The organism is Neobacillus sp. PVCKKU3 (assembly GCF_058323225.1).
In genome coordinates this window covers 17,179-43,987 of the sequence record NZ_JBLVQN010000017.1, presented here as the reverse complement: position 1 = coordinate 43,987, position 26,809 = coordinate 17,179, and the positions used below count along the sequence as shown (strand labels likewise).

The 26,809-nt window shown below is 41.8% G+C and carries 27 protein-coding genes; 10 read left to right on the top strand and 17 right to left on the bottom strand.

Translation table 11 applies throughout. From position 1 onward, the window contains the following. Positions 1–407: 407 nt before the first annotated feature. Positions 408–950 (top strand): M15 family metallopeptidase, encoded by a 543-nt coding sequence (locus ACNQGS_RS13155; protein ID WP_491487699.1) that lies wholly within the window; start codon positions 408–410, stop codon positions 948–950. Between the two features lie 61 nt (positions 951–1,011). On the opposite strand, the gene ACNQGS_RS13150 is transcribed toward ACNQGS_RS13155, so the two are convergent. Together ACNQGS_RS13150 and ACNQGS_RS13145 are read right to left on the bottom strand one after the other, a co-directional pair. Next, entirely contained in the window at positions 1,012–1,782 is a 771-nt protein-coding gene (locus ACNQGS_RS13150) for a hypothetical protein (protein ID WP_491487698.1), read from the bottom strand. Then, a complete protein-coding gene (locus ACNQGS_RS13145) occupies positions 1,779–2,279 on the bottom strand; it encodes an RNA polymerase sigma factor (RefSeq protein ID WP_491487697.1) in 501 nt (166 codons plus the stop codon). Before ACNQGS_RS13145 ends, ACNQGS_RS13150 begins: the two co-directional genes overlap by 4 nt. A gap of 219 nt (positions 2,280–2,498) precedes the next feature. Here ACNQGS_RS13145 and ACNQGS_RS13140 point away from each other — a divergent pair, with 219 nt between their 5' ends. After that, a complete protein-coding gene (locus tag ACNQGS_RS13140; protein ID WP_491487696.1) occupies positions 2,499–3,986 on the top strand; it encodes a carboxylesterase/lipase family protein in 1,488 nt (495 codons plus the stop codon). Between the two features lie 526 nt (positions 3,987–4,512). Here ACNQGS_RS13140 and ACNQGS_RS13135 read toward each other — a convergent pair. Further along, positions 4,513–4,866: a ribosomal maturation YjgA family protein gene (locus tag ACNQGS_RS13135; RefSeq protein WP_491487695.1), complete on the bottom strand. Its 354-nt coding sequence runs from the start codon at positions 4,864–4,866 to the stop codon at positions 4,513–4,515. 114 nt (positions 4,867–4,980) lie between these two features. On the opposite strand from ACNQGS_RS13135, the gene ACNQGS_RS13130 reads away from it, so the two are divergent. Further along, on the top strand, positions 4,981–5,511 hold the full coding sequence (locus ACNQGS_RS13130; RefSeq protein WP_213146310.1) for a DinB family protein: 531 nt from the start codon (positions 4,981–4,983) through the stop codon (positions 5,509–5,511). A gap of 71 nt (positions 5,512–5,582) precedes the next feature. On the opposite strand, the gene ACNQGS_RS13125 is transcribed toward ACNQGS_RS13130, so the two are convergent. From ACNQGS_RS13125 to ACNQGS_RS13090, 8 genes are all read right to left on the bottom strand, one after another. Further along, positions 5,583–6,884, bottom strand: coding sequence for an MFS transporter (locus ACNQGS_RS13125; protein ID WP_491487694.1), 1,302 nt, complete (start codon positions 6,882–6,884; stop codon positions 5,583–5,585). An 87-nt stretch (positions 6,885–6,971) separates the two neighbouring features. Continuing rightward, positions 6,972–7,763 (bottom strand): 2-keto-4-pentenoate hydratase, encoded by a 792-nt coding sequence (locus tag ACNQGS_RS13120; protein WP_491487693.1) that lies wholly within the window; start codon positions 7,761–7,763, stop codon positions 6,972–6,974. 99 nt (positions 7,764–7,862) lie between these two features. Next, on the bottom strand, positions 7,863–8,753 hold the full coding sequence (locus ACNQGS_RS13115) for an alpha/beta fold hydrolase (protein WP_213118412.1): 891 nt from the start codon (positions 8,751–8,753) through the stop codon (positions 7,863–7,865). A 44-nt stretch (positions 8,754–8,797) separates the two neighbouring features. Next, complete coding sequence (locus tag ACNQGS_RS13110) at positions 8,798–9,781, bottom strand: DODA-type extradiol aromatic ring-opening family dioxygenase (RefSeq protein WP_491487692.1); 984 nt, start codon at positions 9,779–9,781, stop codon at positions 8,798–8,800. 30 nt (positions 9,782–9,811) lie between these two features. After that, on the bottom strand, positions 9,812–10,627 hold the full coding sequence (locus tag ACNQGS_RS13105) for an adenylyltransferase/cytidyltransferase family protein (protein WP_491487691.1): 816 nt from the start codon (positions 10,625–10,627) through the stop codon (positions 9,812–9,814). Positions 10,628–10,649: 22 nt separating this feature from the next. After that, positions 10,650–11,129 carry a flavin reductase family protein gene (locus ACNQGS_RS13100; RefSeq protein WP_213146304.1) on the bottom strand — a complete coding sequence of 160 codons (480 nt, stop codon included), beginning with the start codon at positions 11,127–11,129 and terminating at the stop codon, positions 10,650–10,652. Between the two features lie 43 nt (positions 11,130–11,172). Continuing rightward, on the bottom strand, positions 11,173–12,357 hold the full coding sequence (locus ACNQGS_RS13095) for an acyl-CoA dehydrogenase family protein (RefSeq protein ID WP_491487690.1): 1,185 nt from the start codon (positions 12,355–12,357) through the stop codon (positions 11,173–11,175). Between the two features lie 267 nt (positions 12,358–12,624). Beyond that, positions 12,625–14,493, bottom strand: coding sequence for a V4R domain-containing protein (locus ACNQGS_RS13090; RefSeq protein ID WP_491487689.1), 1,869 nt, complete (start codon positions 14,491–14,493; stop codon positions 12,625–12,627). Positions 14,494–14,828: 335 nt separating this feature from the next. Between ACNQGS_RS13090 and ACNQGS_RS13085 the strand changes: the two genes are divergently transcribed. Beyond that, positions 14,829–15,419, top strand: coding sequence for an HAD hydrolase-like protein (locus ACNQGS_RS13085; protein ID WP_491487688.1), 591 nt, complete (start codon positions 14,829–14,831; stop codon positions 15,417–15,419). Positions 15,420–15,486: 67 nt separating this feature from the next. On the opposite strand, the gene ACNQGS_RS13080 is transcribed toward ACNQGS_RS13085, so the two are convergent. Then, positions 15,487–15,675 (bottom strand): hypothetical protein, encoded by a 189-nt coding sequence (locus ACNQGS_RS13080; RefSeq protein ID WP_491487687.1) that lies wholly within the window; start codon positions 15,673–15,675, stop codon positions 15,487–15,489. Between the two features lie 410 nt (positions 15,676–16,085). Between ACNQGS_RS13080 and ACNQGS_RS13075 the strand changes: the two genes are divergently transcribed. From ACNQGS_RS13075 to ACNQGS_RS13065, 3 genes are all read left to right on the top strand, one after another. Beyond that, a complete protein-coding gene (locus ACNQGS_RS13075) occupies positions 16,086–17,861 on the top strand; it encodes an alpha-hydroxy-acid oxidizing protein (protein ID WP_491487686.1) in 1,776 nt (591 codons plus the stop codon). Positions 17,862–17,937: 76 nt separating this feature from the next. Further along, a complete protein-coding gene (locus ACNQGS_RS13070) occupies positions 17,938–18,384 on the top strand; it encodes a GNAT family N-acetyltransferase (RefSeq protein WP_491487685.1) in 447 nt (148 codons plus the stop codon). 78 nt (positions 18,385–18,462) lie between these two features. Then, complete coding sequence (locus tag ACNQGS_RS13065; RefSeq protein WP_491487684.1) at positions 18,463–19,344, top strand: PhzF family phenazine biosynthesis protein; 882 nt, start codon at positions 18,463–18,465, stop codon at positions 19,342–19,344. Positions 19,345–19,466: 122 nt separating this feature from the next. On the opposite strand, the gene ACNQGS_RS13060 is transcribed toward ACNQGS_RS13065, so the two are convergent. Next, the gene (locus ACNQGS_RS13060) at positions 19,467–19,913 is read right to left on the bottom strand and encodes an Lrp/AsnC family transcriptional regulator (RefSeq protein WP_423800906.1); all 447 of its coding nucleotides are present in this window, start codon (positions 19,911–19,913) and stop codon (positions 19,467–19,469) included. A 168-nt stretch (positions 19,914–20,081) separates the two neighbouring features. Here ACNQGS_RS13060 and ACNQGS_RS13055 point away from each other — a divergent pair, with 168 nt between their 5' ends. Next, on the top strand, positions 20,082–20,717 hold the full coding sequence (locus tag ACNQGS_RS13055; RefSeq protein ID WP_491487683.1) for a YitT family protein: 636 nt from the start codon (positions 20,082–20,084) through the stop codon (positions 20,715–20,717). A gap of 647 nt (positions 20,718–21,364) precedes the next feature. Here ACNQGS_RS13055 and ACNQGS_RS13050 read toward each other — a convergent pair. Beyond that, positions 21,365–22,399 carry an SDR family oxidoreductase gene (locus ACNQGS_RS13050; RefSeq protein ID WP_491487682.1) on the bottom strand — a complete coding sequence of 345 codons (1,035 nt, stop codon included), beginning with the start codon at positions 22,397–22,399 and terminating at the stop codon, positions 21,365–21,367. 318 nt (positions 22,400–22,717) lie between these two features. On the opposite strand from ACNQGS_RS13050, the gene ACNQGS_RS13045 reads away from it, so the two are divergent. Next, entirely contained in the window at positions 22,718–22,936 is a 219-nt protein-coding gene (locus ACNQGS_RS13045; protein WP_213146297.1) for a hypothetical protein, read from the top strand. A gap of 271 nt (positions 22,937–23,207) precedes the next feature. Here the strand turns inward: ACNQGS_RS13045 and ACNQGS_RS13040 are convergent, their stop codons facing one another. Both ACNQGS_RS13040 and ACNQGS_RS13035 read right to left on the bottom strand, forming a co-directional pair. Continuing rightward, positions 23,208–24,284, bottom strand: a complete 1,077-nt coding sequence (locus tag ACNQGS_RS13040; RefSeq protein WP_491487681.1) for a glycoside hydrolase family 25 domain-containing protein — start codon at positions 24,282–24,284, stop codon at positions 23,208–23,210. A 17-nt stretch (positions 24,285–24,301) separates the two neighbouring features. Beyond that, positions 24,302–25,183, bottom strand: coding sequence for a hypothetical protein (locus ACNQGS_RS13035; protein WP_491487680.1), 882 nt, complete (start codon positions 25,181–25,183; stop codon positions 24,302–24,304). A 351-nt stretch (positions 25,184–25,534) separates the two neighbouring features. Here ACNQGS_RS13035 and acpP point away from each other — a divergent pair, with 351 nt between their 5' ends. Continuing rightward, complete coding sequence (gene acpP / locus ACNQGS_RS13030; protein ID WP_491487679.1) at positions 25,535–25,765, top strand: acyl carrier protein; 231 nt, start codon at positions 25,535–25,537, stop codon at positions 25,763–25,765. 231 nt (positions 25,766–25,996) lie between these two features. On the opposite strand, the gene bacA is transcribed toward acpP, so the two are convergent. Continuing rightward, positions 25,997–26,800 (bottom strand): undecaprenyl-diphosphate phosphatase, encoded by an 804-nt coding sequence (gene bacA, locus ACNQGS_RS13025; RefSeq protein ID WP_491487678.1) that lies wholly within the window; start codon positions 26,798–26,800, stop codon positions 25,997–25,999. Positions 26,801–26,809 lie beyond the last annotated feature (9 nt).

The window sequence follows — 26,809 nt, the reverse complement described above, 5'->3', positions numbered from 1 at the left end:
TGTTTGGAATAAATAGGTAACTATTTAAACTTACTCTATTCTCACTACATAATTTGAACCTCTCACTACATAATTCCGGGATTTCACTACATAATTTCCGGTCCTCACGACATTTTTTGGAATAAATAGGTAACTTTTTAAACTTACCCTATTCTCTCTACATAATTTGAACCTCTCACTACATAATTCCAGGGACTCACTACATAATTTCCGATCCTCACGACATTTTGGAATAAATAGCGTTAAAAAACCCAGTTTTTCCATTTGCTGATTATATGAAACTATTAGACTCGTCATTTCGTCTTTTATAGTGATATAATTTTTCAAAAACAAGAAAGGAACTGCTAGCTTTGAAACGAAAAAGAAAAAGAATACGAATAAAACGAGTATTACCTTTATTAGTTCTCGTGATTACCATAGTGGTAATCTTTTATAATAATACGAATTCTGATACTCCGAAACCGGCGATTGCAAAGGATGTTCCAATGCCGACTGAACTTCATCCTGTCGTGAAGGAGCGCACCAATCAGTTAATCCAGCAGGCTGCCAAAAAAGGGATTGTCGTGGTCATTACGGATGGGTTTCGCAGTGCGGATGAGCAGGACAGTCTTTATGAACAAGGCCGTACCGCTGATGGAGCGGTTGTCACCCATGCAAAGGGCGGCGAGTCTTATCACAATTACGGGCTGGCGATTGATTTTGCGCTAAAGACGCCTTCGGGAGATGTGGTTTGGGACCGGGAATATGATCGGAATGGAAACTCGAAATCCGATTGGACCGAGGTCGTCCAAATGGCGAAAAAGCTGGGGTTTGAATGGGGCGGAGACTGGGCTAAATTCAAAGATTACCCTCACCTGGAGATGAATTTTGGTTTAACGATTGCTGACCTGCAGAATGGGGAAAGACCAGATTCCTCTTTGGTTGCGGGACCAAATTCAGGCGAACAGTGATTTTCACTATTCGCCTGCGGATGTCGTTATACTTGGTCAAAATCTTTAGTAGTACCAGTGTTCATTTATCATTATTGGATACATTTTCCGTTTGAAGTGGATGGTTTTGTAAAATGGTTTCTACTTCTTCATATCCCTCTAGAAATGCAAAGTTATATCTAGCCGGCAGCGCGAAAACATATTTATCATTTTCTCCCAGCTTTGTTGGACCAATAGGTGCTGCTCCAATATGAAATTCCCCTTTTTCAAGTGAAGACCATTGTTCAAGCGTAAAAATCATAATCGGAATATCCTGTCTCGGGTTCGCCTCCGTCCAACCTGGGTGTCTAATTAAAAGGATTTTGCCACTCTCAATTATTTTATTTTGTTCAGTAGATATACCTTCCCAAGTATCCGTTACAATCTGGTACCCCTCCCAACTTTTCGGTAACGCAAAACTAAATCCATATTCTGTATTTTCATATAGACTAGGATCTGTTGATTTAGGATCAGCTGGGTTCTTATTATCATTTTCCTCTTTGTTTTTATCTATTGTTACAGGTTCTTTCGTTTGTTGCCCTGGCGTATTTAAATTAGAATTTGATAGTTTATCCTCAATGAACGGAATAGCTAAAACAGCGAATAATATGAAGGCAGCAACACTAGCTAAACCTACTAACATCTTTTTCATTATTGCAGCTCCCCTTTTCTTGTTATCATATGAACTTGCAAATTGTAATAGGTTTTCATGGATTTTATCTTGGGTATCTTTAGTAAACTGTTTATCATAATCAGGTTCTGGTAATGAGCGAATTTTTCTCTCTACATCATCAAATTTCTCATCATTTTTCATAGAGAGTATCCTCCAATACTTTTTTGTAGTGTCTTTAACGCACGATGATAGGTTATTCGAACCTTATTTTCATTCCAATTTAAAATGGATGCTGTTTCAGATACAGTGAGTTCTTTAATCCCTCTAAGGATGATGACATCTCGATAATTTGTTTTTAAAGATTGGATTGCTTGATATAGGAGCCTATTATTTTCATTTAATTGGAGAATTTTCTCCGGTGTTTCCTTATCCGTTTGCTCCTCCCTGAACCAATTCATTTGCTTGATCCTTAAACGCTTTCTTTTTCTAATTTCATCTATTCCCACATGGCGCGCAATCGAAAAAAGCCAGGTTTTAGGACTTGATTTTCCCTGATAAGTATCAAAGCCTTTAATTGCTCGGATAAAAACTTCCTGCACCAGATCTTCTACATCACTTGACCCGATGTAATAAACTAAAAAGTGGTATATATCTTTGTTATACAAGTAGAACCACTCCGAAATTGTGTTGCTTATCATCAGCTGGTCAACTCCATTTTTTCTCCTATTTTTAATCCCCACAAATTAGTCGAATTATCGCAATATTTATTTCACTTTTCACAATATTTAAGTTAACACGAAAACCTCCGCCCGGTTAGTGAAAAAATATTTTATATAACGATGTAAATAAAAGGAAAACCCCTCCCTCATCTCGAATAAAGTTAATAAGTATGATTATCGTTTGAAAGGAGAACGTTCATGTCCAATACAATTGTTGAAAGCGTTTACGGTAAATTACAGGGAGAACAGATTGATGGTGTTTATTCTTGGAAAGGGATCCCCTTTGCAAAACCGCCGGTCGGCCCGCTTCGGTTCCGGGCTCCGGAGCTGCCGGATTCTTGGGAAGGTGTTCGGGATGCTACCTCCTTTTCACCGGTTGCAGCGCAAACTCAAAAAGAAATAATGGAGTTTTTCGGGAATGACGTCTCGAATGTGAGTGAGGATTGCTTATACCTAAATGTATGGTCACCGGGAGCAGATGATAAAAAACGTCCTGTGATGGTTTGGATTCATGGTGGTGCTTATGTTACTGGATCTGGATCTGGCCATTGGTATGATGGTACTTCGTTTGCTGCCCAAGGCGATGTCGTTGTCGTGACAATTAATTACCGGTTGGGAGTTTTCGGCTTCCTTCACCTTGGCGAAATTGGCGGAGCTGAATATGCCACTTCCGGGAACTGCGGGATCCTGGATCAGGTAGCGGCACTGCATTGGGTGCAGGAGAATATTGCTGCGTTTGGCGGCGATCCAAATAACGTAACCATTTTTGGAGAATCGGCGGGGGCCATGAGTGTTGGAGTATTGCTTGGATTCCCTTCTGCTCAAGGTCTTTTCCAAAAAGCAATCCTGCAAAGCGGCGCAGCCGCAAACGTCCATCCTCCTGAAACCGCAACAAAAGTAGCGGGCGCCATACTCGCGGCTTTACAAGTAGAACCTACTAATCTGGCAAAATTGGAGGAATTACCAGTTGAACAGCTGCTTCAAGCTGCTGATCTTCTCCCGTCAATGAGCTTAGGACCGGTTGTTGATGGTGTATCCCTGCCAAAACATCCACAACTGGCGATAGCCGAGGGTTCAGCAAAGGATATCCCAGTTTTGATTGGTACCAACAAGGATGAATTTAATATTTTCAGTGTCTTTGACCCTGAGTGGAAGGATGCAGATGAGGCAAAGGTCAAGGCGATTTTTGAAAAAACCTTTGGACCGCTCGTGCCTCTTATTGCAAACTTTAATCCTGAACCACTAAGCCAAGATCTATTTAATAAACTGCTGACCATTCATATTTTTACATACCCTGCGCAAAAGCTGGCAGAACTGCAGGGTAACCAAGGCGCTCCGGTTTGGATGTATCGCTTTGATTGGGAGACACCAGTATTTGACGGCGCTCTTAAAGCAACACATGCATTAGAGATTCCATTCGTATGGAACACACTGGATAAGCCGAACACAACAAACTTTACGGGTTCTTCTCCGGAACGCCAGTTGGTAGCGAATCAAATGCACCAGGCCTGGATCAATTTTGCCCGTAACGGTAACCCAAATACCGACGCCCTTCCTTCGTGGCCAAAGTATGATTTGAACTTCCGGCCAACGATGATTTTTAATCTAGAGAGTTCGGTGGTCAATGACCCTAACCGGGCCGAACGGTTGATATGGGAACAAGCGGCAATGGTGATGAAACCGTAAGTGGTTCTATGAAAAATGGAATCTTATAAAAGCAGAGCAGTGTGGATCTGAGAAAACGCACTGCTTTTGTGCATTTATTTTACCCGCGAGCGTAGGAAAAGTGTGGTCCCGGTAAAAATAGGACGGCTATTTTGCCCGTGAGCACATGAAAAGAGTGCTCCCGGTAAAAATAGAACGGCTATTTTACCCATGAGACCAAGAAAAGAGTACTCCCGGTAAAAATAGGACGGCTATTTTGCCCGTGAGCCCATGAAAACAGTGCTCTCGGAAAAATAAAGACGGCTATTTTGCCCGTGAGCCTTAAGAAAAGAGTGCTCTCGGTAAAAATAGAACGGCTATTTTACCCGTGAGACCAAGAAAAGAGTACTCCCGGTAAAAATAGGACGGCTATTTTGCCCGTGAGCGCAAGAAAAGAGTGCTCTCGGTAAAAATAAAGGCATCTGTTTTGCACGTGCAGCCGGAATTAAAAAAGGTCCTGCCTTATAAAAGCCGGCGAGACCATTTATACGTTTCAAAAGGTACTGGTTTACCTGATGTGTGTTAATTTTAGCGCCATCTTATCTATGAAACTTCCAATCATGATACCTATTGTGTAACGAAGCAAATCCACCATCAGAAAACCATGCCCCAATACCAGCGCCCCGAGCACTGTGCCCCGAATCTGGTTAATCCAGCCGGCCTGATATAATTGGCTGAATTCAATCCCGAAACTAAAAATTAAGCTGAGCAACAGGGCGGTGAGAATTCTTTTCCGGAACAGCAAAAAGCGGAATCCTAAATATACCATCATGGCCCACAACGCATCCCCGGCGTTATCGGCTAGAAATGGCGGCAGCATATGGCTGTATTTTCTGGAGGCAAGGCCAAGTATAATAACCACCAAAATCGTTATTGAATAAATTACTCTTTTTTTAGAAAGCAATGGAATCACTCTTTTATGTTTTTTATAAGTATTAATACTAGAAACAAGATTTTACTACCATGGAGGCGTTATATGAATTTTAACATAGAGGAAGCGATTGAGGTCTTGGAGCGTACACCGAAAACATTGGAGTATTTTTTGTCTGGGATATCCAATGGCTGGCTTCAATGCAATGAAGGCGAAGGAACCTGGAATGCAAGGCAAGTTGTCGAGCACCTCATTGAGGCTGAGAAAACCAATTGGATACCGAGGTTGGAGTTTATTCTCGAGGGAAATAAGGATACAGCATTTCCCGAATTCGACCGATTTTCGCATCTTAAAAATGATTCTGAAAGATCGCTGAAGAATGTTTTTAGGGATTTTCAAGAGATTAGATCTATGAATATAACTAAGCTGAGATCACTGGTTGTCTCAGAAGTGCAGCTTGAATTAACAGGTTTCCACCCTGCATTTGGTAGGGTGCGGGTCCGTGAGCTGCTCTCTACATGGGTTGTGCATGATTTGACTCATATTTCTCAAATAGTCCGGGTAATGGCCAAGAGGTATAGGGCGGACGTTGGACCTTGGCAGAAGTATTTAGGAATACTTAATTTGAAGGAATAACAAATATATATAATGGAAAAAAGGCACCTCCCTAAAACGGAAGGTGCCCTTCATTCAATTAAACAACCATTTTATACGACCTTTGATGGATTTGTATTTAATGTTGATGGATTTTCATAATGTTTCGGACGAACTGCCAGCCACACTAAACCGCCGAACACAAGGAGAATCAAGCCGCAGACTTGGAATGCGTGATGGAAGCCGGCTGCCGGATTGGCTGAATGTCCAATCAGCCACCCTGTTACATATGGACCGGCAATGCCGCCCAGAGAGGTCAAAGCCATAAACCAGCCTTGAATTTTCCCTTGGTGTCTAGGTGAAACCAAGTCCACTAATATGGCTGGTCCCATAACAAGAGTAATACATCCAAATGTTAACCCGAGTGACAATAAGGCAATCGCTAAAATATTTGAGCTGACTAGTGTCCCTAGGAAGTAGCAGATAGCCCCAGCTGCCATAACAGGTCCAAGGACAAAGATCCGGCCCTTTACCATGCTGTTTGTTTTATGATAGATACGGTCCGAAATGGTTGAAAACGTGATTTGCGATAATGTAATCATAATCCATGGAAGTGCCACCACGATACTTAATGTTTCTTTACTAAGATGGCGGACATTTTCCAGATAGTTTGGCAGCCAGTTAAGCCCAATCGTGAATGACCAATAGGTGGCAAACCCGCATAGAGCAACCAAGATAAAGTTTTTCGAAAATAACACAGAGGTGAATTTTGTCTCGTTCTGGGCGGTACCGGCAGCAGTTTTACCTTTAGCCGAGACTGGTTCGCCCTCTGTAACCGCTTTCTCTTTAGCGCTAAATAACCACGCGATAATCCAAAGAAACCCAACTGCCCCTGTCGCAATAAATGCTGAGCGCCAGCCAAAGTTCATGATAAGATGCATTAAAACCGGTGCTGAAATCGCGACTCCAAGCGGCCCGCCAACTGAAACAAGCGTTAAACCAATCCCCAACTTTTCCTTAGGCAAATACTTTGAAGCTGCTGTCATCGCCAAGGAATAGGATGGACCTTCCCCAGCACCCAAAATAATCCTTGTTACCAACAAATAAGTAAAACTGCTGACAAAGATGGTGGAAAATTGAACAATCGACCAAACAGCGACCATACCGACAATGACTTTTTTGGCGCCGATTTTATCCGCCAGGCTGCCCCCTAAAATAGCTGACAGAGAATACAGTAGGAAGAACACACTGCCCACCACACCCCATTGCTCTGGGCTTAGTCCCAGCTCCTTTATAATCGGAACCGAAGCAAACCCGATAATCGCCTTATCAGCGTTACTAATAACCGTTAATAAAAATAAAAGAAAAATAATAACCCATGTTTTTTTCGAAACTGCACCTTTCTTTTGCTCCATATACGAACCTCCTTCAATTTCTCCCATATTAAAGTGCTTTAATAAGGACCCTTCCACTCCCTCAAATGGAAAGGTCCTTTCCCCTTTTTACTTAAATGAAACTTCTACTTTCCCAATATGCGAAAATCCGGCCGTGAACCGATCCCCTTTTTCAGCCACAACCGCTGCGGAAAGTGCACCGGATAAAATCACTTCTTCCGCTTTCAAAACCACGTTGTACTCGGATAATTTATTGGCGAGCCAGGCGACACATGTTGCGGGATGTCCCAAAACATCCGAGCCATAACCTGTATTGACCAGCTCACCATTTTTGAATAATTTCATTTCAATCGATGGCAGGTCAATATTTGATACAGCATAGCGCTCCTCGCCAATGACAAACAACCCGCTTGACGCGTTATCGGCAACCGTGTCAGCCAAAGTAATCTTCCAATCGGTAATCCGGCTGTCGACAATCTCCAAAGCAGGAGCGATGTACGCTGTCGCTGCCAGAACATCCTCGACCGTGACATTTGGTCCTGTTAAATCCTTGCTCAGGATAAAGGCAATCTCACCTTCCACTTTTGGCTGGAACAAATCATCCAACAGAATGGTTCCTTGATTGCTTACTTCCATTGAGTCCAACAAATGGCCGTAATCCGGCTGATCGACACCCAGCAGCTTTTGCATGGCAACTGAGGTTAAGCCAATCTTCTTCCCAACGATTTTCTGCCCTGCTTGGACCTTTTCGCCAATCATTTGCAGCTGGGCCTGATAGGCCTCATCAATTTTCAAATCAGGATACGTTTCAGTTAGCGGAGGGATTGATTTCTTGGATTCTTCTGCCTGCTTCAACAGCTCGTAAACACGCTGAACTCGATGAATGACTTGATTACTCATTTAAAAAACTCCTTTAATTAAAAATAGAGCACTATTTGTTAGATTCAAAATCCTGTGAAACTATGAATCAACTCAATAGTGCTCTCAAATGTTGTCAGATTATTTTGCTGCTACCGCCGAGTCTTCTTGCTTGGCTGCTTCATTGTTGTTTTTTAATAAAAAGTCTGTTAAAACGGCGTTAAACTCTTCTGGTTTCTCCCACTGCGGCCAGTGTCCTGCATCTTTGATGACAACCAATTCACTGTTTGGAATCATATCCTGGATTGGCTTGGCTTCCTCAACAGTGGATGTTGGGTCGTGGTCCGTCCAGGCAAGCAATGTTGGCACATTGATTTTGCCGCACCATGACGGATCCCAGCTATAGAGTTTGCGTACTTCGATATCCTGAAGGCAGACGATATGATGAACCGCTTCTTGGTAGGATGGCTGTGTATAGATTTTGTAGCGAGACTCGATTAGCTCTTCGGTTACCTGGCTCTTATCGTACATCAACCATTCAAGTCTTGTTTTAACATTTTCGTAGTTTGCTTCGAGAACGGCTTTTAATGTGGAATCCTTCAGCCGCTGCATGACTTCAGGCTTGTTGTTGACGTTGCCTGGAGTATTCAGCACCATTGCTTTCACATATTCCGGATGCTCGGCCGCAAACCAAGCAGCGACCCAGCCGCCTAACGATTCTCCTGAAAGATAGACTTCTGATAAGCCTAATGCTTGAATCACGCCTAATAAATGCTCGCTGTAAAAATCAATCCCGTATTGGCGGTCTGGCTTCGCCGTGTAACCGTGTCCGACCATATCGATGACAATCACACGGAAGTTTTCTCGTAAGCCTCGGATGTTTCGTGCATAGGCCTCAATATGTCCGCCTGTGCCATGCAGGAGAATCAACGGCTCCCCATTTCCGGATTCGAGCACTCTTGTTTTAATTCCATTAGCATCTACATAATAGAGTTTATATTCTAAATCAGCTAATTCTGTCCAAATTGTCATTTCAATCTCCCCTTCTTAGTAAATTTGCTTGAAAACGGCAGCTACTAAACTCCGACTTCTTGCTGGGCTGATGTGTTTGGTTTGTTCTGGTCAACCGGCTGGCTGAATTGAACAATCGCCATCCCTGTTACCCATTCCGGAATCGGCTCATAACAGGCCACACTTGCATCAAAGTTCTGCAATACGCCAAGCAGCACAAGCCAGTTGTGGATTTCCTGGCCGCCGTTACCCAAGTTCTCCTCGATAAATGCCGCACTCCAGTTTCTTAATGTGGTGTAGTCCTTTTCGGTCACCAGGCGTAAAAATTCCCGGTCAACCTGTTCGTTAACAGGACCTGATTTAAGTTTGGTTACATTGGTTTCCCGCAGCTTTAAATATTGATCGAGCTGGTCAATTTCCTGGCGTCCATTTTTTAAAACATTCACCAAGAATTGGTCTTCCGGCTTTTCGCTCTCGATTTTCGGAATTGGCACCCAGTGGGATAAACCGCCTGATGCAACAATCGCCACCTTCAAATCCTGATCCCATGATTCAATCGCTTTGCGGACAACTTCGCCGATTTGGAAACAACGGTCCATCGTTGGCAACGGCGGTGCGGACGTATTAACCGCAATCGGAACAACTGGAATTTGGAGATCTGGGTTTAAGAAATAAATTCCTTGTGTATGCCCGTGGTCGACCTTCATTTTTAAGGTAAACGCGAAGTCCACATTGTTTTCCAAGCTCGTGTTAAGAATGTGCTTTGCTAATTCCTGCTGAACCGGGATTTGGTACTTAGGGATCTGCCAGTCTCCCCAGCCTTCACATTCGCCGATCCCAATCGTAAAGGAAGGCATATGGTCATAGAAATAACTGTTAAAATGGTCGTCAGATATTAATACGATTACATCTGCACCGGATTGTTCGAGGTACTTTCTCATTTTAGCTGCGGTATTGATGAACCGCTGCCCTTTCTCGCCGCCTCCTGCTTCATTGGTCATAATCATTGGGCTATGCGACATCGCAACACCTGCAACAATTTTAGCCATTTGCATCCGCTCCTTTTCGTTTCATTATTTTTAAGAAATTCGTAATTTCTTAGATTGTGTGATTTCCTGCTGCCAGATAATCGAAAGCTTCCCTTTGAAAAATGGTGGAATCTCATCTGTGGTTTTAATCGTTGTACCATCAGCCAGGACGGTCACTTCCCGCTGGACCGTACCGCTGGTATTTTTTAACACGACCTGATAGCGGCCGGGACACGGAAGAGTGTAATGCGCTTGCAGCGTGAAGGCCTCGCCGTTCCATTCACACTGCGTTTCATAAGATCTGCCGAGAAACTCTGGAAGTTCAGCGACCTTCCCACTTAACAGCCGCTCCCGAATGCAGGTCGAACTGATTTTCTCCCCCCGCAGTTCCACTTTGGCTACCTTCGTGACATCAATCCGCCCGCCAGAGTCTTGTTTCAAACGGTCTAAGTTGCCAGCACCGCGGGAGCCATAGGAAAAATCAAATCCGGCAACGGCGTGAACCACCTGAAGACCACTCAAGTATTCCGATACAAACCGCTCTGGCGAAAGACCCGCAAACTCTTCACTGAATTCCACAATGTAAAAAGTATCGACGCCCATTTCCTGTAGCATTGCCTGTTTTTCCGAAAGCGGCATTAAATAATGGACATGAACTTTTCCTTTTGAAATCACCGTCTTCGGATGGGGAAAGAAACTCATGACGGCAAGCCGCACTTGTTTTTCTTTCGCCTTTTGATGAGCAGCTTTGATAACTGCACAGTGTCCTTGATGGAGACCATCGAAACAGCCAAGTGCCATAACATTCGGACTCGCCTTTTTCTGCCATTCTGCCAAATTACTCTCGTTCAAATGAATTGTTTCCATAAATGGTCTCCTCTCAAGGTTTCTAGATGGTCACCGGCTGTTCTGCCACTAATGAACGGTACTTGCCGCTGTAGAAAACTAACGGCTCTTTGTCTTCAAGATGAATATCGGTTACCCTGCCAATAAACAAGGTGTGGTCGCCTTCCACATGCTCAGCGGATACCTCGCAGGCCACCTGTGCCACAGCCCCGGCCAATACCGGCTTTCCATCAAGGCGTTCAAAGACAACTTCCTTGTGCTCTTTTAACTGTCCCGCAAAAATCATGGATAACTCCTGCTGATCGGCTGCCAGGATATTTACTGTAAAAATCTTGCTTTCCTTGATTTTGTTCAAGATTTTAGCTTTTTCACCGATGGAAACAACAACGAGCTTTGGATCGAGCGATACAGACATGAACGCATTCGCTGTCATTCCGTGAATGTCTCCCTCTACCTCCGTTGCTATTACCGTCACCCCAGTTGCAAACTTGCCCATAGCTGTGCGAAATTGACGATCATCCATTTAAAAAATCCCCCTTTTTAAATTCACTATTAAAATCCGAAATTTATCCTCTGACGCTGCTCTCAAAACCAAACAGGTCTTTGCCGTATGCAGCGACAGCATCTTCGTATAAAGAAGTTTTGTGTGTAGCCACCGCCATGATATCTCGCAAGAACAATTCCATTGCGCCGCCTTTATATAAAGCGCCACCGCCCAGTGTCAGCAATGATCTGACGGCAATATCGACACATAGCTTAATCGCTTTCGTACGAATTGCGAAGAATTCTGATGGCGGTGTTTGGCAGCCATCTTTTTCATAATTAACAAGCAGATTAATATATTTATCCATTAAGCTTTCCGCGACATGGAAATCAGTTGTCATTTCAGCAAGTACCCGCTGGCTTCTTGGTGACTCACTTTCCCTTACGCCGTCCATTAAGCGGACACGTTTTTCCGTCAAGGTCTTAAACTCCTTCAGCATCCGCTCTGCTCCGCCAAGTGCCATGTAACCAAAGCCAATATAGAAGGATGGGAAGAATGGGATATGATAGAAAGGATATTCTGTATCATATTCATCTACAGGAGGTCTTCTGGTCTGCTCCGCTCGATCCAGCCTTAAGATGCGATCCATTGGCACATATACATTATCGGCAATGATTTGATTACTGCCCGAACCTCTTAGCCCGAACGTATCCCAGTTGTTGATAATTTCCACTTCAGAAGTTTTTAACATTGGCAGACAGTAGACCGGTTTATCCGTTTCTGGGAACTGAATCATGACCCCGACACCGACCCAGTCACTATAGTTAATTCCGCTGACAAAGCTCCACTTACCACTAATCCGGTAACCGTCACCGTCTCGTTCCGCTTTTCCTAACGCAGCAAAGATATCGGCAATTAGCCCGCCAGAATTGATAACTTCATCTGCACCCTTTTCAGGAAGAAACGCTGGAAGCATATTGTGAAGCGGGTACAGATAAGTCAGCCATGCAGCAGAAATATTATAGTTGGCCACCTTGCGGACAACATTTGCGAACGTTTTCAAATCTGCCTGTGGACCGCCGTATTTTTTTGGAAGCATCATCCGTGCAATTTGTGTTTCTTTCATCAGGTCCACTACGTTTTGTGAAATAGTGGCGTTTTTCTCCGCTTCGGCTGCCTCCTGTTCAGCTAGTTGGCCGATTCGTTCCGCGCCGGCTAGTAAATCCTCCACAGTAAGGGTTTCACCGTTTAATAATTGACTTGCCATTTTCAACACCCCTTTTTAATGAATAAAAATATTGGTTATGGACTATGTCCGTTGGTAAATAAGGTTTGGCATCGCTTACATTTGTGATTCGACAAAGTTTTTACTGTTAACAACTTGTAAATAAAGTTTATTAAATTTTAAATATTCTAACTAGAGCAACAATTGCTCATGTTTTTGATTTAAATAGACAAAAGTTGTTCATTTAGAGGTAGGATGGATTGTTAAAAAAGACGTAAAAAACCATCCGGCATTGAAGCCAGATGGCATTTAGTCAAATGTAATTTCTCCTATTGCAATTAATGACTTTATAATCAGAAGCAGCTGATGCATTTCATCGGGGTCTCTAATATCCTTCTCCAGCAAGCTTTCAATTCGGCTGATTCGATGCCGGAGACCGCTCATCGACAAAGCCAGGTCCTGCATGGTTAGCTCAAGCTTACCTCCGTTCACCAAAAAGTAATACAATGTTTTCAGCAGTTCCAGCGTTTTAGGGTCCTCAAAGTTATAAAGAGGACCAAGCTCCTGCGCGGCAATCATTTTGATCCCGCTGATATTCTTCGAGTTAATCAGCACTCCTACAATCCCTAATGATTGGAACGGCACAATTTTCTTCTTAACTGCTAGTCTTATCGCAATGGCAGCCTCCTCATAACATCTGGACGCTTGGCCGATATCCTCTCCTCGGCGGCTGATACCCAGTTTAAAATGACCTTGGGGAAATTTCTGATTCATATAATTGAAATATTGGTGCATGACCTCATCGATTGTCTTGTTTTGCAGGGTCTCCGTCGTGATTAGTAAAACCATGCTTCCGTCTCGATGTCCAGCCAAGATATTTTGCTTTTTATTTTTAAAATAACGGAATGTCGATTCAAAAATTTGTTCCTCTAAAAGAAAGTCATCTTCAATCGAGCCTTGTGATTTCCGATATTCCATTACGGCTATATAATAGTTTTTCTCGAGGTTTTCGCCCGTATATTTCCCCCGCTTAATGATCTCACTGGCAGGAAGTCGGCCCTCCAGTATTTGTTCCAGGAAACTCCCTTTCATTCTTTCAAATGTCTCAAACTTCGTTTTTTCATTTAAGAGAATCAGTGAGGCTGCATTGGCAAACCGGTCTAAAAACAAATAATCTTCTTCATGATAATGATTGTTGATATCTTCATAGAGAAAGGAACAATAACCGATGACTTCTTTTTGTAATAGAATCGGCGTAATCAGACGTTCTTGAATGGATGTTTTGATGATTTTTTTTCTAAAGGGCAATAGCGGGTTTGTGTGAAATTGTGTTTTTTGCAGATAATTTTCCATATCGGCTTTTAAAAGTAAATGTTGTTCTTGTTCCAAGCCCGAATAGGTAATCGTACTATGGACCGCATCTTCGACGATCATCGGGATTCTTACCGTCTCATAGACCATATCGGCAATGGTTTGCAAATCACTTCCATTGATAATTTCTTCCGTTAACTGGTTTTGAAAATGGGCTAAACGGGTGACGACATTTTTTTGGTCAAGCAATTGGTCATAGGTCAACTCAAGTTCCTTTACAATCGGGGTTTCATTGTAAAAATCAAGTGCATCCTCTTCCTGAAGTTCCTGTTCCCATTCCTTCTTTGGCTTTATCACCCAGCAGCACTCTGAATCTCCCTTACCTACACATGTGGTTTCTTTTGCCAAAAGTGTCTCACCAAATATCGTTGACATAAAACCGCTCGCAAAACCAATTAGGGTATGGCACACAGGATCACTTGATTTTCCGACCCGTTTTAGATGCTCGTCAGCCTCATAGGAATCGTACCAAGTTCCATAAGAATAAAAATTCTTGATCTTTTTATTTTCATCTAATTCATAGGTGCAATCATGTTTAATCCCGCTAATATGGCCATTTTGAATGTGAATAATCGGACCGTGTTTAATGAGATATTCTAATGAGGTTTCGGCCTCAAGGGCTTCTTTCCCAACATTGACGCCCATTTCCCAGCCATAATGAAACAAGAATCCCTTAATCCGTTTAATGCCAATATTTTTTGCAAGCTGCTGCCTAAGGATCCCAAATACGGATGCAGATGTAATAATCTTGCGGTCTTCTTTAACGGCCTCTTGGCTATAATTTTCTGCTGAAATTCTAACGCTCATGCCATCACATCCTGGTTGATAATAAAATGAACATTTTCATTAAAAAAGGAAATTGTGACTTACCTATTATTTGCACGCTAATTACAAAACTCGATATTGTAAGCGCAAACATATACTATTATTCTATTAGAAAAATTCAAATATATCAAAATAATTATACCTGGAAGTTTAATACTGCTTTTACTATGAACTTGGAATATTCCAACACCATAGAGAGGAAAATAATGGAAAAACGTTAATAGAGTATTGTAATGACCTTCTTCTTCCACTTTAAAGGGGCATATGGTACTCTCTGTAGAGAAAAGTGATTAGAAAGAGGGATCATTATTAACATTTTGTGGGATTTCGACGGAACGCTTTTTGACACCTATCCAGCACTGGTCGAAGGATTTGTTCAGTTGTCTGGGCAAGAGTTAGACCGTGGTGAGGTTTTAACATGGCTGAAAAAGGATTCTAAAACCACCTTTAAACATTATGGGATTGATGAGAGCCGACGTGGCAAGTACCAAGTGTCTTTTAATTATTTTTCCAAAAGGATCAGCAAGCCATTTGATGGGGTTGAGGATGCTTTAGCGGCGGTTGAGAACAATGTAATTGTGACTCACCGCGATAAGGAATCCACCCTTTATCTGCTGGAGAAATTTCATTTATTAAAATACTTTAAGGACATTGTTTCTGTTGAAGAACAGGGCTTTACTAGAAAACCTCATCGCTCGTCATATGAATATGTCCTTAAAAGCCATCACATTGATTTGGTAGTTGGGGACCGGGAACTGGATTTAATTCCTGCAAGAGAATTGAACATTAAAACCTGTGCTTTTCAAAATCGTAACATCGAGGCTGATTTTCATATTGATAGCTATTCGGACTTTATTCCGATGGTTCTTACTCCTCTTATAAAAAAAGACAAAAACCCCTTAGATTGAATCAAGGGGTTATGTGTTGGCTTATAAAAGACATTTTGACCTTACAGCAGCTCAATTTTGTCCTTCCCTACTCCCCATTATTGTCAACTTGTTCACCAATCGGCTCATTTCCGATTCTAGGTTTAGCTGCAAAATCATGTTTGCCTGTTTCCCAATCAAAGCCTGGCTCAGTCGTGCCCGTTGACATTAATGGCTGCTCGGTATCGCTTTTATCTGAAGTCTGATTCTTTTTATTAAAGTTTTCTTGGGGATCCATTTTCCGCCCTCCATTATTGAGTTTTTCATATTATTTTCCTGATCGGCATCACCTATACTTAACTTAAACTGTTCAACATCTATTCATATTTTTTAATGCAGGTTTAACAATTTGATAACATCTATAACACTGTTTATTAACATCGGACCGTTATAGTATTCAGTAGAGGGGATGGCATGCGTGGCCATCACGGTATTTGGCGTAGGAGGAGCCGATACTTTTTCAGAGTCCTTTCTTCCCATGTGATATGTATTTTGCCCGCAAACTATAAACTTTAAATTTGTACAAGCAAATGGCTCAGGTAAACTGAGCCATTTGCTTGTTACCTTTCAAAAACAATTAACTCCACATCCTTGAAATATAGTAAAATTCAGGTAATGACTTACTGCACGAAAGGAGGAAACTCCACCATGCCTGATTGGTCGTATCACACCATCTTTAAGCCGATTCTTCAAAAATTGCAGCCCTCGTTTAGCCGGGAGTTTATTCATCGAGGGATGAGCCTGTTATCGTCCTCAAGAATAGGTGAAGCATTGATAGAATTTCTTGGCCACATGGCACCTTCGAAAAAACTGGAGAAAACATTGTTCGGAGTTCAAATTGCTTCACCTGTTGGACTAAGCGGCAAAATCGATCCCCAATTATCGGGACTTAAGGCTTTTCAGAACCTTGGCTTTGGCTTCATTGAGGTTGGCCCGGTTTCGATACAGGGTTCAGCAAGTTCAGAAGAACTTCATTTTGACCCAAAACAGGAACAAATTTCGGGGAATCCAGACTTCTCGATAAAGGTATCCACAGTTAAGAAGATGCTGCACTCTGTTAAGAAAAAGAAGGTACCATTTTTTATAAGAGCTGAAGGAACGATTACAGAAATAGAACACATTTATGAAGAACTCCTCCCTTTTAGCGACGGATTTATTATCAACAGCCATACCTTTGAATCAGCCAACCAATTTCATCTTTTTCAAAAAAACTTGAACAAACCTGTAATACTGTCCTGTTCTGTGGAACAAATCGAAAGACTAGCAAACTATCAACCAAGTGGAATACTACTTGAAGGTGATCCTTCACCTGATACGCTTGCTGCTATAAGGAAAACAGTTGGTGTCGACCTGCCAATTATCACTTCAGGCGGTATCCGCGAGCAGGCAGATGCGGTTAAATTATTGGAAAACGGTGCTTCCCTTGTGATGTTAGGCTATGAATATGTATTTGCTGGACCTGGTCTGCCAAAGCGGATAAATGAAGCGTACTCCAACACTTTACCGAAAGAATCCGTGTCGGTTAAAGGATGGTTGTGGTATTTGTTATTTGGTTTAGCCATTACCCTCGCTGGGTTCATCGCCTTGTTTTTCAGTATGACAGCGATTATCCTTCCATACGACGAGGATTTTTTAGGCATCCTTCGAGGCGACATTGTAAATTTCAATCCTGCCATTTTATACTTCATGGCGCACGACAGGATGACCCTATCCGGAACCATGATATCAGGTGGAATCATCTACATGCAGCTGGCGAGGCATGGCATAAGAAACGGCCTGCATTGGGCCAGAAAAGCAGTGAATATTGCGGGGATTATTGGTTTCCTTGGAATTTTTCTATTTATCGGGTATAGGTATTTCGATTGGCTTCATGGATTGTTTTGGCTTATTTTATTGCCGTTATTTATTTTTGGATATGTAAAATCAAGAAATGCCAAAGAAGCGCCATCAAGCACCAACCTTTCCAATCATCGATCTTGGAGGTGGAGCTTAATCGGGCAGCTGGCTTTTGTCATATTAGGATTTGCTTTAACGGTTGGCGGGGGCGTCATCTCCGTAATCGGCGCATCCAGTGTCTTTGTGCCAACTGATTTAGAATATATATGTCTTTCACCGGAATTGCTGAATGAATTTAATGAACGGTTAATCCCTGTTATCGCCCATGACCGGGCCGGGTTTGGCAGTGCCCTGCTGAGTGTAGGACTGCTTGTATTGATGCTTGCTCTGTGGGGAATCCGCGAAGGGGAACGCTGGGTCTGGTGGACCTTCACCATCGGTGCTATTCCCGCCTTTTTATCTGGACTAATCACTCATTATATAATTGGCTATACCGATTTTATTCACCTATTGCCTGCTTATATTGCAGTCATTCTTTACATTATCGGAGTCATTTGCACAGCGCCATTTTTATTGAGGCACGGATGAGGCACGGGGACGGTTCTCGTGCCTCATTATATGTTAAAATTAGTGAATTAAAAATATTCTAAAATGGGGTGCAAAAATGAATACATGGCTAAAGAATGGTTTTTCCATATCTACGAACAAAGAGTATTTAGACCTTAATACTATCCACAAGTTTTTAAGCGAAGAATCCTACTGGGCACTGGGCCGCCCAAAGGAAATTATAAAGAAGTCGATTGACAATACTGCCTTATGTTTTGGCGTCTATAAAGGGGATGTCAGCAAAGGCGATGTAGAGCAGGTTGGCTTTGCAAGGGTCGTCTCTGATTTGACGATCTTTGCGTATCTTGCAGATGTGTTCATTGTGCCCGAATACCGTAAATTAGGGTTGTCCAAATGGTTAATGGAAGTGATCACCAACCACCCTGACTTGCAAAACGTCCGCAGGTTTATGTTAGTCACAAATGACGCCCATTCCCTGTATAGCCAATTCGGTTTCAAAGCGATTGATCACCCCGAACGGTTTATGGAAAAATTTCGTGGATGATACATGGGGACGGTTCTCGTGCATCAGATGCACAAGAACTGTCCCCATGATTCAATTTTAATAGAATAGGAGATTTCTATGGAGAAAATAAATTTTTCAATTGTGGATGTTTTTTCGCAAGGAAAATATACAGGGAACCAGCTTGCTGTTTTCAAAAATGCGGGTAATCTTTCAGACCGGGAAATGCAGCAAATCGCGAAGGAAATGAATTATTCAGAGTCTACTTTCATTTTATCGGATCAGCCAAAAGACGGCGGCTATGATGTGCGCATCTTCACCCCTAATGAAGAGGTGCCATTTGCCGGCCATCCGACGCTAGGGACTGCCCATGTTATTCAACATGAGCTATTAGAAGAACCGGCAGGAACGCTTACGCTGAATTATAAGGCTGGCCAGATTCCTGTCTCGTTTGATTCAAAGGAAGGTCTTATTTGGATGAAACAAAATAAACCTACCTTCGGTAAAATATTAGAGGCCGACCCGGTTTGTAGTGTCTTACAGATTGAGAAGGATGCCATTGATGAGCGGTTCCCCATCCAAGAGGTTTCCACTGGGCTTCCCGTAATTCTTGTCCCTTTAAAAAATCTGGACGCTGTCAAAAGAGTAAGAATCAATTTAGAAAAATACTATGAGTTGATTGAGAATACGGACGCAAAAGCAATTATGGTATTTGCTCCTGAAACATATCATCCGGAAAATCAGATAAATGTTCGCGACTTTGGAGATTATTATGGGATGCCAGAGGATGCCGCCACGGGCAGCGCAAATGGATGCCTGGCTGCCTACCTGGTTAAATACCGATTTTTCCAAACAAGCGAAATTGATATAAGAGTCGAACAAGGATATGAAATGGGCAGACCATCTTTATTGTTTTTAAAGGCAGATGAGGAAAACGACGAAATCAACATTTCCGTTGGTGGAAAGGTTGAAAAGATCGCTCAAGGTGAATGGTTACTATAAATTTCCACATACGTGGACGGCTCTCATGGTTTTTACATGCATAAGGGCCGTCCCCATGAATTACTCCACAGGAAGAAACAGCACACTCTCTTCTCCCCAAACTTCCCCTGTAGGAAGGAAGCCTATGAAGATTCTTCAAATGGCAGAATGTATCGATATGGAACAGGTGATGACAATACAGTAGAAGTATTGATGTTTCCAAATGGAATTAATTTATCGATTAATTGCCTCATGCCATTCATGTTTGAAACAGCAGCTTTTAAAATATAGCTTACTTCCCCGGTCACACGATGGCACTCGATAATTCCCTCTTCTTTTTTAACGAATTCTTCAAATTCTTGTAAGGATACTTTAACGCCGCCCACTTGAATAATTAACAGTATGTCTCTTCCAATTGCAGGAAGGGAAATTCTGGCACTGTATTCTTCGATAACCCCTTTCTCTTGCAGCCGGTGAAGACGTTCCGAAATACTCGGCCTACTTAACGCTAACTCCTGTGATAAGTCGCTGATTGTCATGCGGGAATTTTTTTGCAAAAGCTCTAATAACTTAATGTCTATTTGATCCACCGAAAACACTCCTTTCATTATGAATATAAAACAATAGATTTTAATTCAAATTGAATACAACTTGATAATAACGCCTTCTTCTTGATATGTAAAATTGTCCTTTTATCTTTTATTATTAAAATAGTTATTAATCGTATTAATATTGATAAGAAGTTAGGTGATTTAAAAATGAGGAAGTCAATATATATTTTCCTAGGATGCTTGGTAACAAGTTTTGGGGTTATCCTTTTAAAACATGCCAATATTGTCACAGGAGGCACAGCCGGACTCTCGCTAAGTGTAGCGTATCTTTTTAATCTTCCATTCGCCGTGATTTTCTTTTTAGTAAATATCCCTTTTTATATTTTTTCAGTTTTTAGAATGGGATGGAAGTTTACCTTAAATACCGTTGTTTCTGTTTCCATCCTGTCGTTATTGACTGGAATGGACCAATGGCTGCCACACTTTTCACTTCCGATTTGGATAGGTGCAATGTTGGGCGGGTTAATCATTGGAATTGGTGTAACGATACTGTTTATGAATGGAGCTTCCCTTGGCGGGGCTAATATTCTTGCTTTGTATCTGCAAAAGAGATTTCAATTCAACCCTGGTAAAATAAACTTCATATTTGATGCCATTGTTGTTCTATCTAGTATTTACGTTGTCGGGCTGCTAAGAGGTCTTTGCTCCATCTTGTCGATTGCGGTAACAGCCCAAGTAATAAGCTATTATAAAAATGACATCGCGAACAGAAACAAAGCAGCTGAGGGAAAAGAAACCTTTTCCATTCATCCAGCGAAATCGCATGCAGCTGTTCCTAGATAGTGTCAATACATATGGGAACGGTTATCATGGCTCTTTAGTCATGATAACCGTTCCCTTATTTTTATAGCAAAAGGAATAAATTGTAAACACATGCAAACCCTACTAGTAAACATCGTTCGGAGGGTTTCTAATTGAATGTTAGGTCATTAATTATTCTTTTTTTTACTGTTGTTCCATGGCTAACGGCTCCAATAATAAGGAAATCTGAATGGAAACGATTTTATCCTGTTCTACTTTTTATCACGTTTGTCATGTCTATAGAAAGTTACCTAGCCTATAAGCGGAAATGGTGGGAATTTCCGAAAGGTACCATTTTAAACTACCTAAAAGACTTCCCATACATTGTGGGTCCCTTTTTTATAGGAACCTTATGGATATTAAAATTGACGTATGGAAAATTTAAAAAGTATATGCTGGTGAATATCGGATTAGATTTGGGTTTTGTCTATGTTTTAATGGCCATTTTGAAGAAATGTAACATAATGAAATTAGTTAGATTGAAAAAATATCAATTTTTGTCTTTCTTCATGATAAAGGCCTTAGCCATTTACGGGTTTCAATATCTCTTAGATAAGAAAAAACAATAATTGGAATAAAAAAGGGATTGCCCCCAGCAATCCCTTTTACCATTGTTAATTTTTCATATATCATTGTTGTCCTTTTGGAAACCATGCCTCTAACAATTCTTGTTCTCTTTCCCGCGAAATCCCTGCTCTAAGATTATGCTGCTGGCGGGCCTTCAGCCATTCATAAACCTCTTTAATCGTCTTTTCCAGAGCTCGGAAGGTAAGGCCCGCGTTCACTGCTTTTTCGATATTAATTGAAAAAGAGCCTTTCCACGGTTCTGTTTCTCCCTCTAGCGGGAAGTGCTCGGGAACCCATAGCGGCATTTCCGTCCATGGCTGCACATTACGCTCCAGCAAAAATTGCTCATCTGCCCATACCCATTCGCACTCACTGTTGGTGACAGCTTTACAGGTATCCAGCAGCTCTTCCATCGTCATTTTTTCGTTTGTGCCTGTCACATTAAAGGTTCCAGCTTTTCTGTTTTCCGCCATATCAAACACCCATTTGGCGATATCTTTTATATCAATTAACTGAACAAGACGGTCCGGACGCCCCGGTACCAATACTTTTCCACCCTGCGCTACCTGCTGGACCCAGTACGGAAGCCGGTCTGTGTAGTCAAACGGCCCGACAAGCTGCCCTGCTCTTATTTGCAGCACACGGCCCGGCCAATGCTTTTCTGCTTCCCTCTCACATAGGACCTTCAAGGCGCCGTAGTGCTCATAAGGTGAAGCGCTACCTTCCTCAACAGCTCTTAGTTGATCCTGCGATAAAGTTTGCAGATGATAGTCTTCGGTAATATTGAGCGGAATCCAATCTTTATAAACAGAGATGCTTGAAATATACGTATAATGTTCGATATTATCTCCAAGTACAGCTGCGATTTCTTGAATCTGCTGGGGAACAAACCCGCATGTGTCCATTACAACATCCCACTTGCGGTTTTTCAGAAGGGACACATCTCCGTCCCGATCCCCGATGAGCTGCTCCACTTCAGGAAAAGCACCTTTATTGGTCCCACGATTAAATAAGGTTATTTCATGGCCTCTTTTCAATCCCTCTTCTACCAATGCTCTTCCTAAAAAACGAGTCCCTCCTAATACTAAAACCTTCATCCTTCTCCCCCATTCCATTTATAAATCTTTTTTACTTTATATAACGATTATTTTTTATAAAAAGATACGGGGAGGATAATAAATTTATCCTAGGGGGAATTTTCACAATGGAAAGTTATATTTTCATCACTCCTTTATGAAATTATTTCACCATTTTTTTCCTTATAATCACTATTCAACTAAACTGCCCCTAAACAATGCTCTTATAATGTTTACTTTAAAATATGTAATTTAATTTTGTTTTGGACAAGGATTAAATAATTTTTTTAGAAGCATTCTATATTTTGTGTTGTAAACAAATAAAAGGAGGAAATACAAATGACAAATCAAGTCGACACTAATAAATTGAAACAAGCAGAGGCTGCTTCTTCTATTGTAAAAGATATGATCACTTCAGCCATTGAACAATCAGCTGCTAACACCACTCTTTGCTTAGAAGCATTGAAACAAGCATCAAGTGAAGTTGCACAAATTCAAACATTGATAAGTCAAGTGCAGTCCCAGATGCAAACCCAACCGTCTTATTCAGAAGAATAATAATGACTTTAATCTTCTTTCAAAGAAGAAAAAAGAACACTAATTGGAGGGGCTTCCGCAAAGGAACCCCCTATTACCTTTGTGGAAATCCAGAAGGTGTTAGAAGGAGCGAACATTAAATTGGGAGTTGTTGTTTATGCTCGATGCTTTAGGTACTTTTTAAAAAAAGAGGAACATTGCCATCTCACAAAAAAAGACTGCCCCTAAAAGTTATACTTTTGGGACAGACTCTTTATTTGGTTACTATGGAAAATAGAAACCGAATATTTCGTTATGGCAATTTCCAAGCTACATTATAGTCATCATAGCCGCCATAGTACTGCCAGATTTCGGCCTTTTCGGTTGTTCCTGGGAAGTTGACCCAGTATGAATTGCTGGTTGTCAAATCGGATGGGATGTCACCTGGGTAATAGGCAACCCAATAAGCACCCGGAGTATTTGGCGAAAAATCCCCCATGGTACGGTCCCAGTTGCCTGGAGATGAATAGGTTCCTGGTTTTACACCTTGTCCATATTGATTTAAATAATTGACGAATGCGTTATAAATCTCATGATTATTGGCATAGTCATAGTCACTTAAACCGGTATAAGCCGATTCTACATCAATAAAAATAACGGGTCTAACCTTTGAGCCATATACACTCTTCATAGCTTCGTAGCTATCTAGAGCTAATTTTGCCTGCTGCGCACCCCAATCGCTTGCGGAGATTCCTGCTGGCGCTGTTTGCATACCGGATAAAAACCAATAACCGTACACATAGCTGGCACTCTGTGCTCTTGCACTGCTGAAATAAATGGCACCGCCCGTGTTTGCATCAAATTGCACTGTGCTCCCATAACCTAACTTCCCAATATAAAAATCTTCCCCTGCAGGATTCGCTGATGAAGCGGAATCCGATCCGAATAGATATCCCGCAGTTTCAGCAGTTGTAGTCGATTCTTCTAATTGACTATCAGAAGTAGTTTGATAGATTGCTGAGTTTTCCGAAGCATGCATTTTTGCCGTTTCACTGGCATGTATGCTTGCCTGTGATTTTCCGATGCTTCCTTCTTCTTTATGTTCTACTTCAGTTTTGACTTCCTCTATTGGCTGAGCATCAGCTTCGACTTCTTCTGCTGGCTGAACAGCTATCTCCGTCTCAGCAGGAACTATAGGGGTTTCAACCTTTTTTTCATTGGCATGTCCATTTTGGGAGCCAACTGCTTGAACAGCTTTAACAGGCTCCACTTTTGCTTTATCGAGTCCTGCCGCTGCAGTAAATTGGCCTCCTGACATAAGTCCAAACGACAATACTCCAGTTACTACGAAGGATTTTACGAGTTTATATGTTTTAAGATAATGTTTCATTTTTCAATTTTGCTCCTTTATTTTTCGTTACGCGTGGCTAAATTAGCAGTTAACGTTTTAAAAAAAGGAGCGGTTTCTGGTGGTGGTGAAGGTGGAGCATTAATCCATTGGTGACTGTACTTAGCTTGGCGAGAAGTGTAGTTCAGGCCAAGGGTCAGCGATAAATGTTCATCCCAGTCTGACCAATTTGCTATAAAACCTACCGCACCTGTCCCAGGACTGAACTGAACATCAGACTGCCCTCCAGGGGATTGCGTAAGCTGCGGAAGGATATTCATGACCTCAAAAGGAATCTTCCTATCGTTAGATGGAGCCTTGCTTTCTTCAACTATATGTGGTTCCTGCGAAATGCTAGTCTTTATTGATACTGAGGAATCACTTTCTTCCTTAATGGTTTCTGACTTAGCATTCACACCTGAAGGATGGCTGTCCATTTCGGCTTCAGGAGCTGATTGGTTTGAGTGCGTTGACTCAGGGACCTCCTGAACTTGGTTCGTGTCGACATTTGGCTTTGGTGGCCCTGGTTGTCCTATGTCCTTCACCTTTGCAGTCTGTTCAGCAGATTTACTTGCATTCAAACCCTTATCTAAGGGAGGCGCTGGCCTATTCGTCTTGTTTGGTGACGCTGAAACAGGTTTGATTGGTATGGATTTTTGTGTACTAGGATTCGTCGCCGGTTTTTGAACCACTTCACCTTGACTTTTATGTACATTTTCAGTTGGAACTGGCACTTCTTTTTCAGAAACTATTGGATTTTCAGCATTCGCTGAAACGCGAGTTTGTGCTGCTGCGTTTTGCTGTTCCGGTTGGCCGGCTGCTCCGTTTGCCAATGCATTATTTGGCAAGAAAGCGGCCGCCCCTAAAATAACACCCATTAAAATAAAATGCCGAAAGTACATTCTTTCACCCCCTTTCAAAAGCAGAGTTTTATCACTTCCACTGACAGCATTCGACATCATCATTAAATTTTTTGTCGGTTTTAACAATAATGGGTTCTTTTAACCTAAGCGGGATTTATAATCGATGAGTCAAAATTCCTCTACAAAGGGGCTATACTCACAACAAATCTTCTGATGAGATGCCCCCTTATAAATGCAGCTTGCTCCGAACTGTTTAGTGCCCTAACTGAGAGTAGAAACGACTTCTATTTGGTGAAATGTTCGCCGAATATTGGAAATACTTTTATGTTTTACGTTCCGAATTAGGTTGTTATAATGGTGGGTATGAAACGTGAGGAAGGAGATGCCGCAATGACCACATTTGAAAAGTTAAAGCCGATTATTGCAGATCAACTGGGGGTTAAAATGGAGGAGGTCAGACTTGATGCATCATTCAAGGATGACTTTGAAGCTGATTCGCTTGATATGGTGGATCTGACGATGGAAATTGAGGATGAATTTGCGATTGAAATTAGTGATAAAGTGGCGCCGACGCTTCAAACTGTCGGAGATGTCGTGAACTTTATTGAAAATAATCGTTAACAAATAAGGCGGATAGCCCTACGCAGACGGACACTCGACCGTATAGCAGAAGGCATCCGCTTTTTCTATATTTAAAATAATGCTGTTTGGAAACCTATCATTTTTTCAAAAAAAAGCTCCGCAAGTTCTTTAAGGAAGTCTAGTGCTTCTGAAGTTAATAAATAGAACAAAAGACACATGGGGACGGTTCTTCATGCATCTGATGCATGAGAACCGTCCCTATGATTCACTTTATAGGATGATAAACGCAAAGACGATTGCAAGGATGATGCGGTAGTAGGCGAATGTTGATAGCCTTACTTTGTCGAGCAGTTTTAGGAATGCGATGCAGGATAGCAATGCGACTACAAAGGCTGTTACAAAGCCGATGACAAAGGTCGTGATGTCTCCTGACGTGATGGCGTCCATATTTTTCAATAAGTCTAATCCTGTTGCTCCTACCATAATAGGCAATGCCAGAATGAAGGAAAATTCGGCAGCTGTTTTTTGGCTTGCACCCACTAGTAATCCTCCGGAAATGGTAGAGCCGGCTCTTGAAAATCCTGGCCAAACGGCTAAGCATTGAAACAAACCAATATATAGGGCTTGCTTATAAGATAATTGATCAATGGTGTGGGCCGTAACCGTTGTGTTCTTTTTGTCAGCATAAATTAATAAAAAGGCACCGACTACTAAAGCTACCAAAACCACTGTTGTAGAAAACAGTACATTTTTTATAAAATCGTGGAGAACGAAGCCTACAATCACGGCTGGCAGTACTCCTAAAAATACGTGAAGAAGATTCAGTTTCGTTCTATTGTTGTCCTTTATATTTAAACTCTTAAAGTCTAACAGTGAAAAAAACCTTCTCCAATATAACACGACAATCGCTAGGATCGACCCTAATTGAATGACAACTTCAAATGTTTTCGCCCGATCTCCCTCGAATCCTAATAGATGACCGGCTAAGATGAGATGTCCTGTTGATGAAACGGGAAGATATTCTGTTAACCCTTCTACGATTCCCATTATAAACGCTATTACGTGCTCACTCATAAAAATATT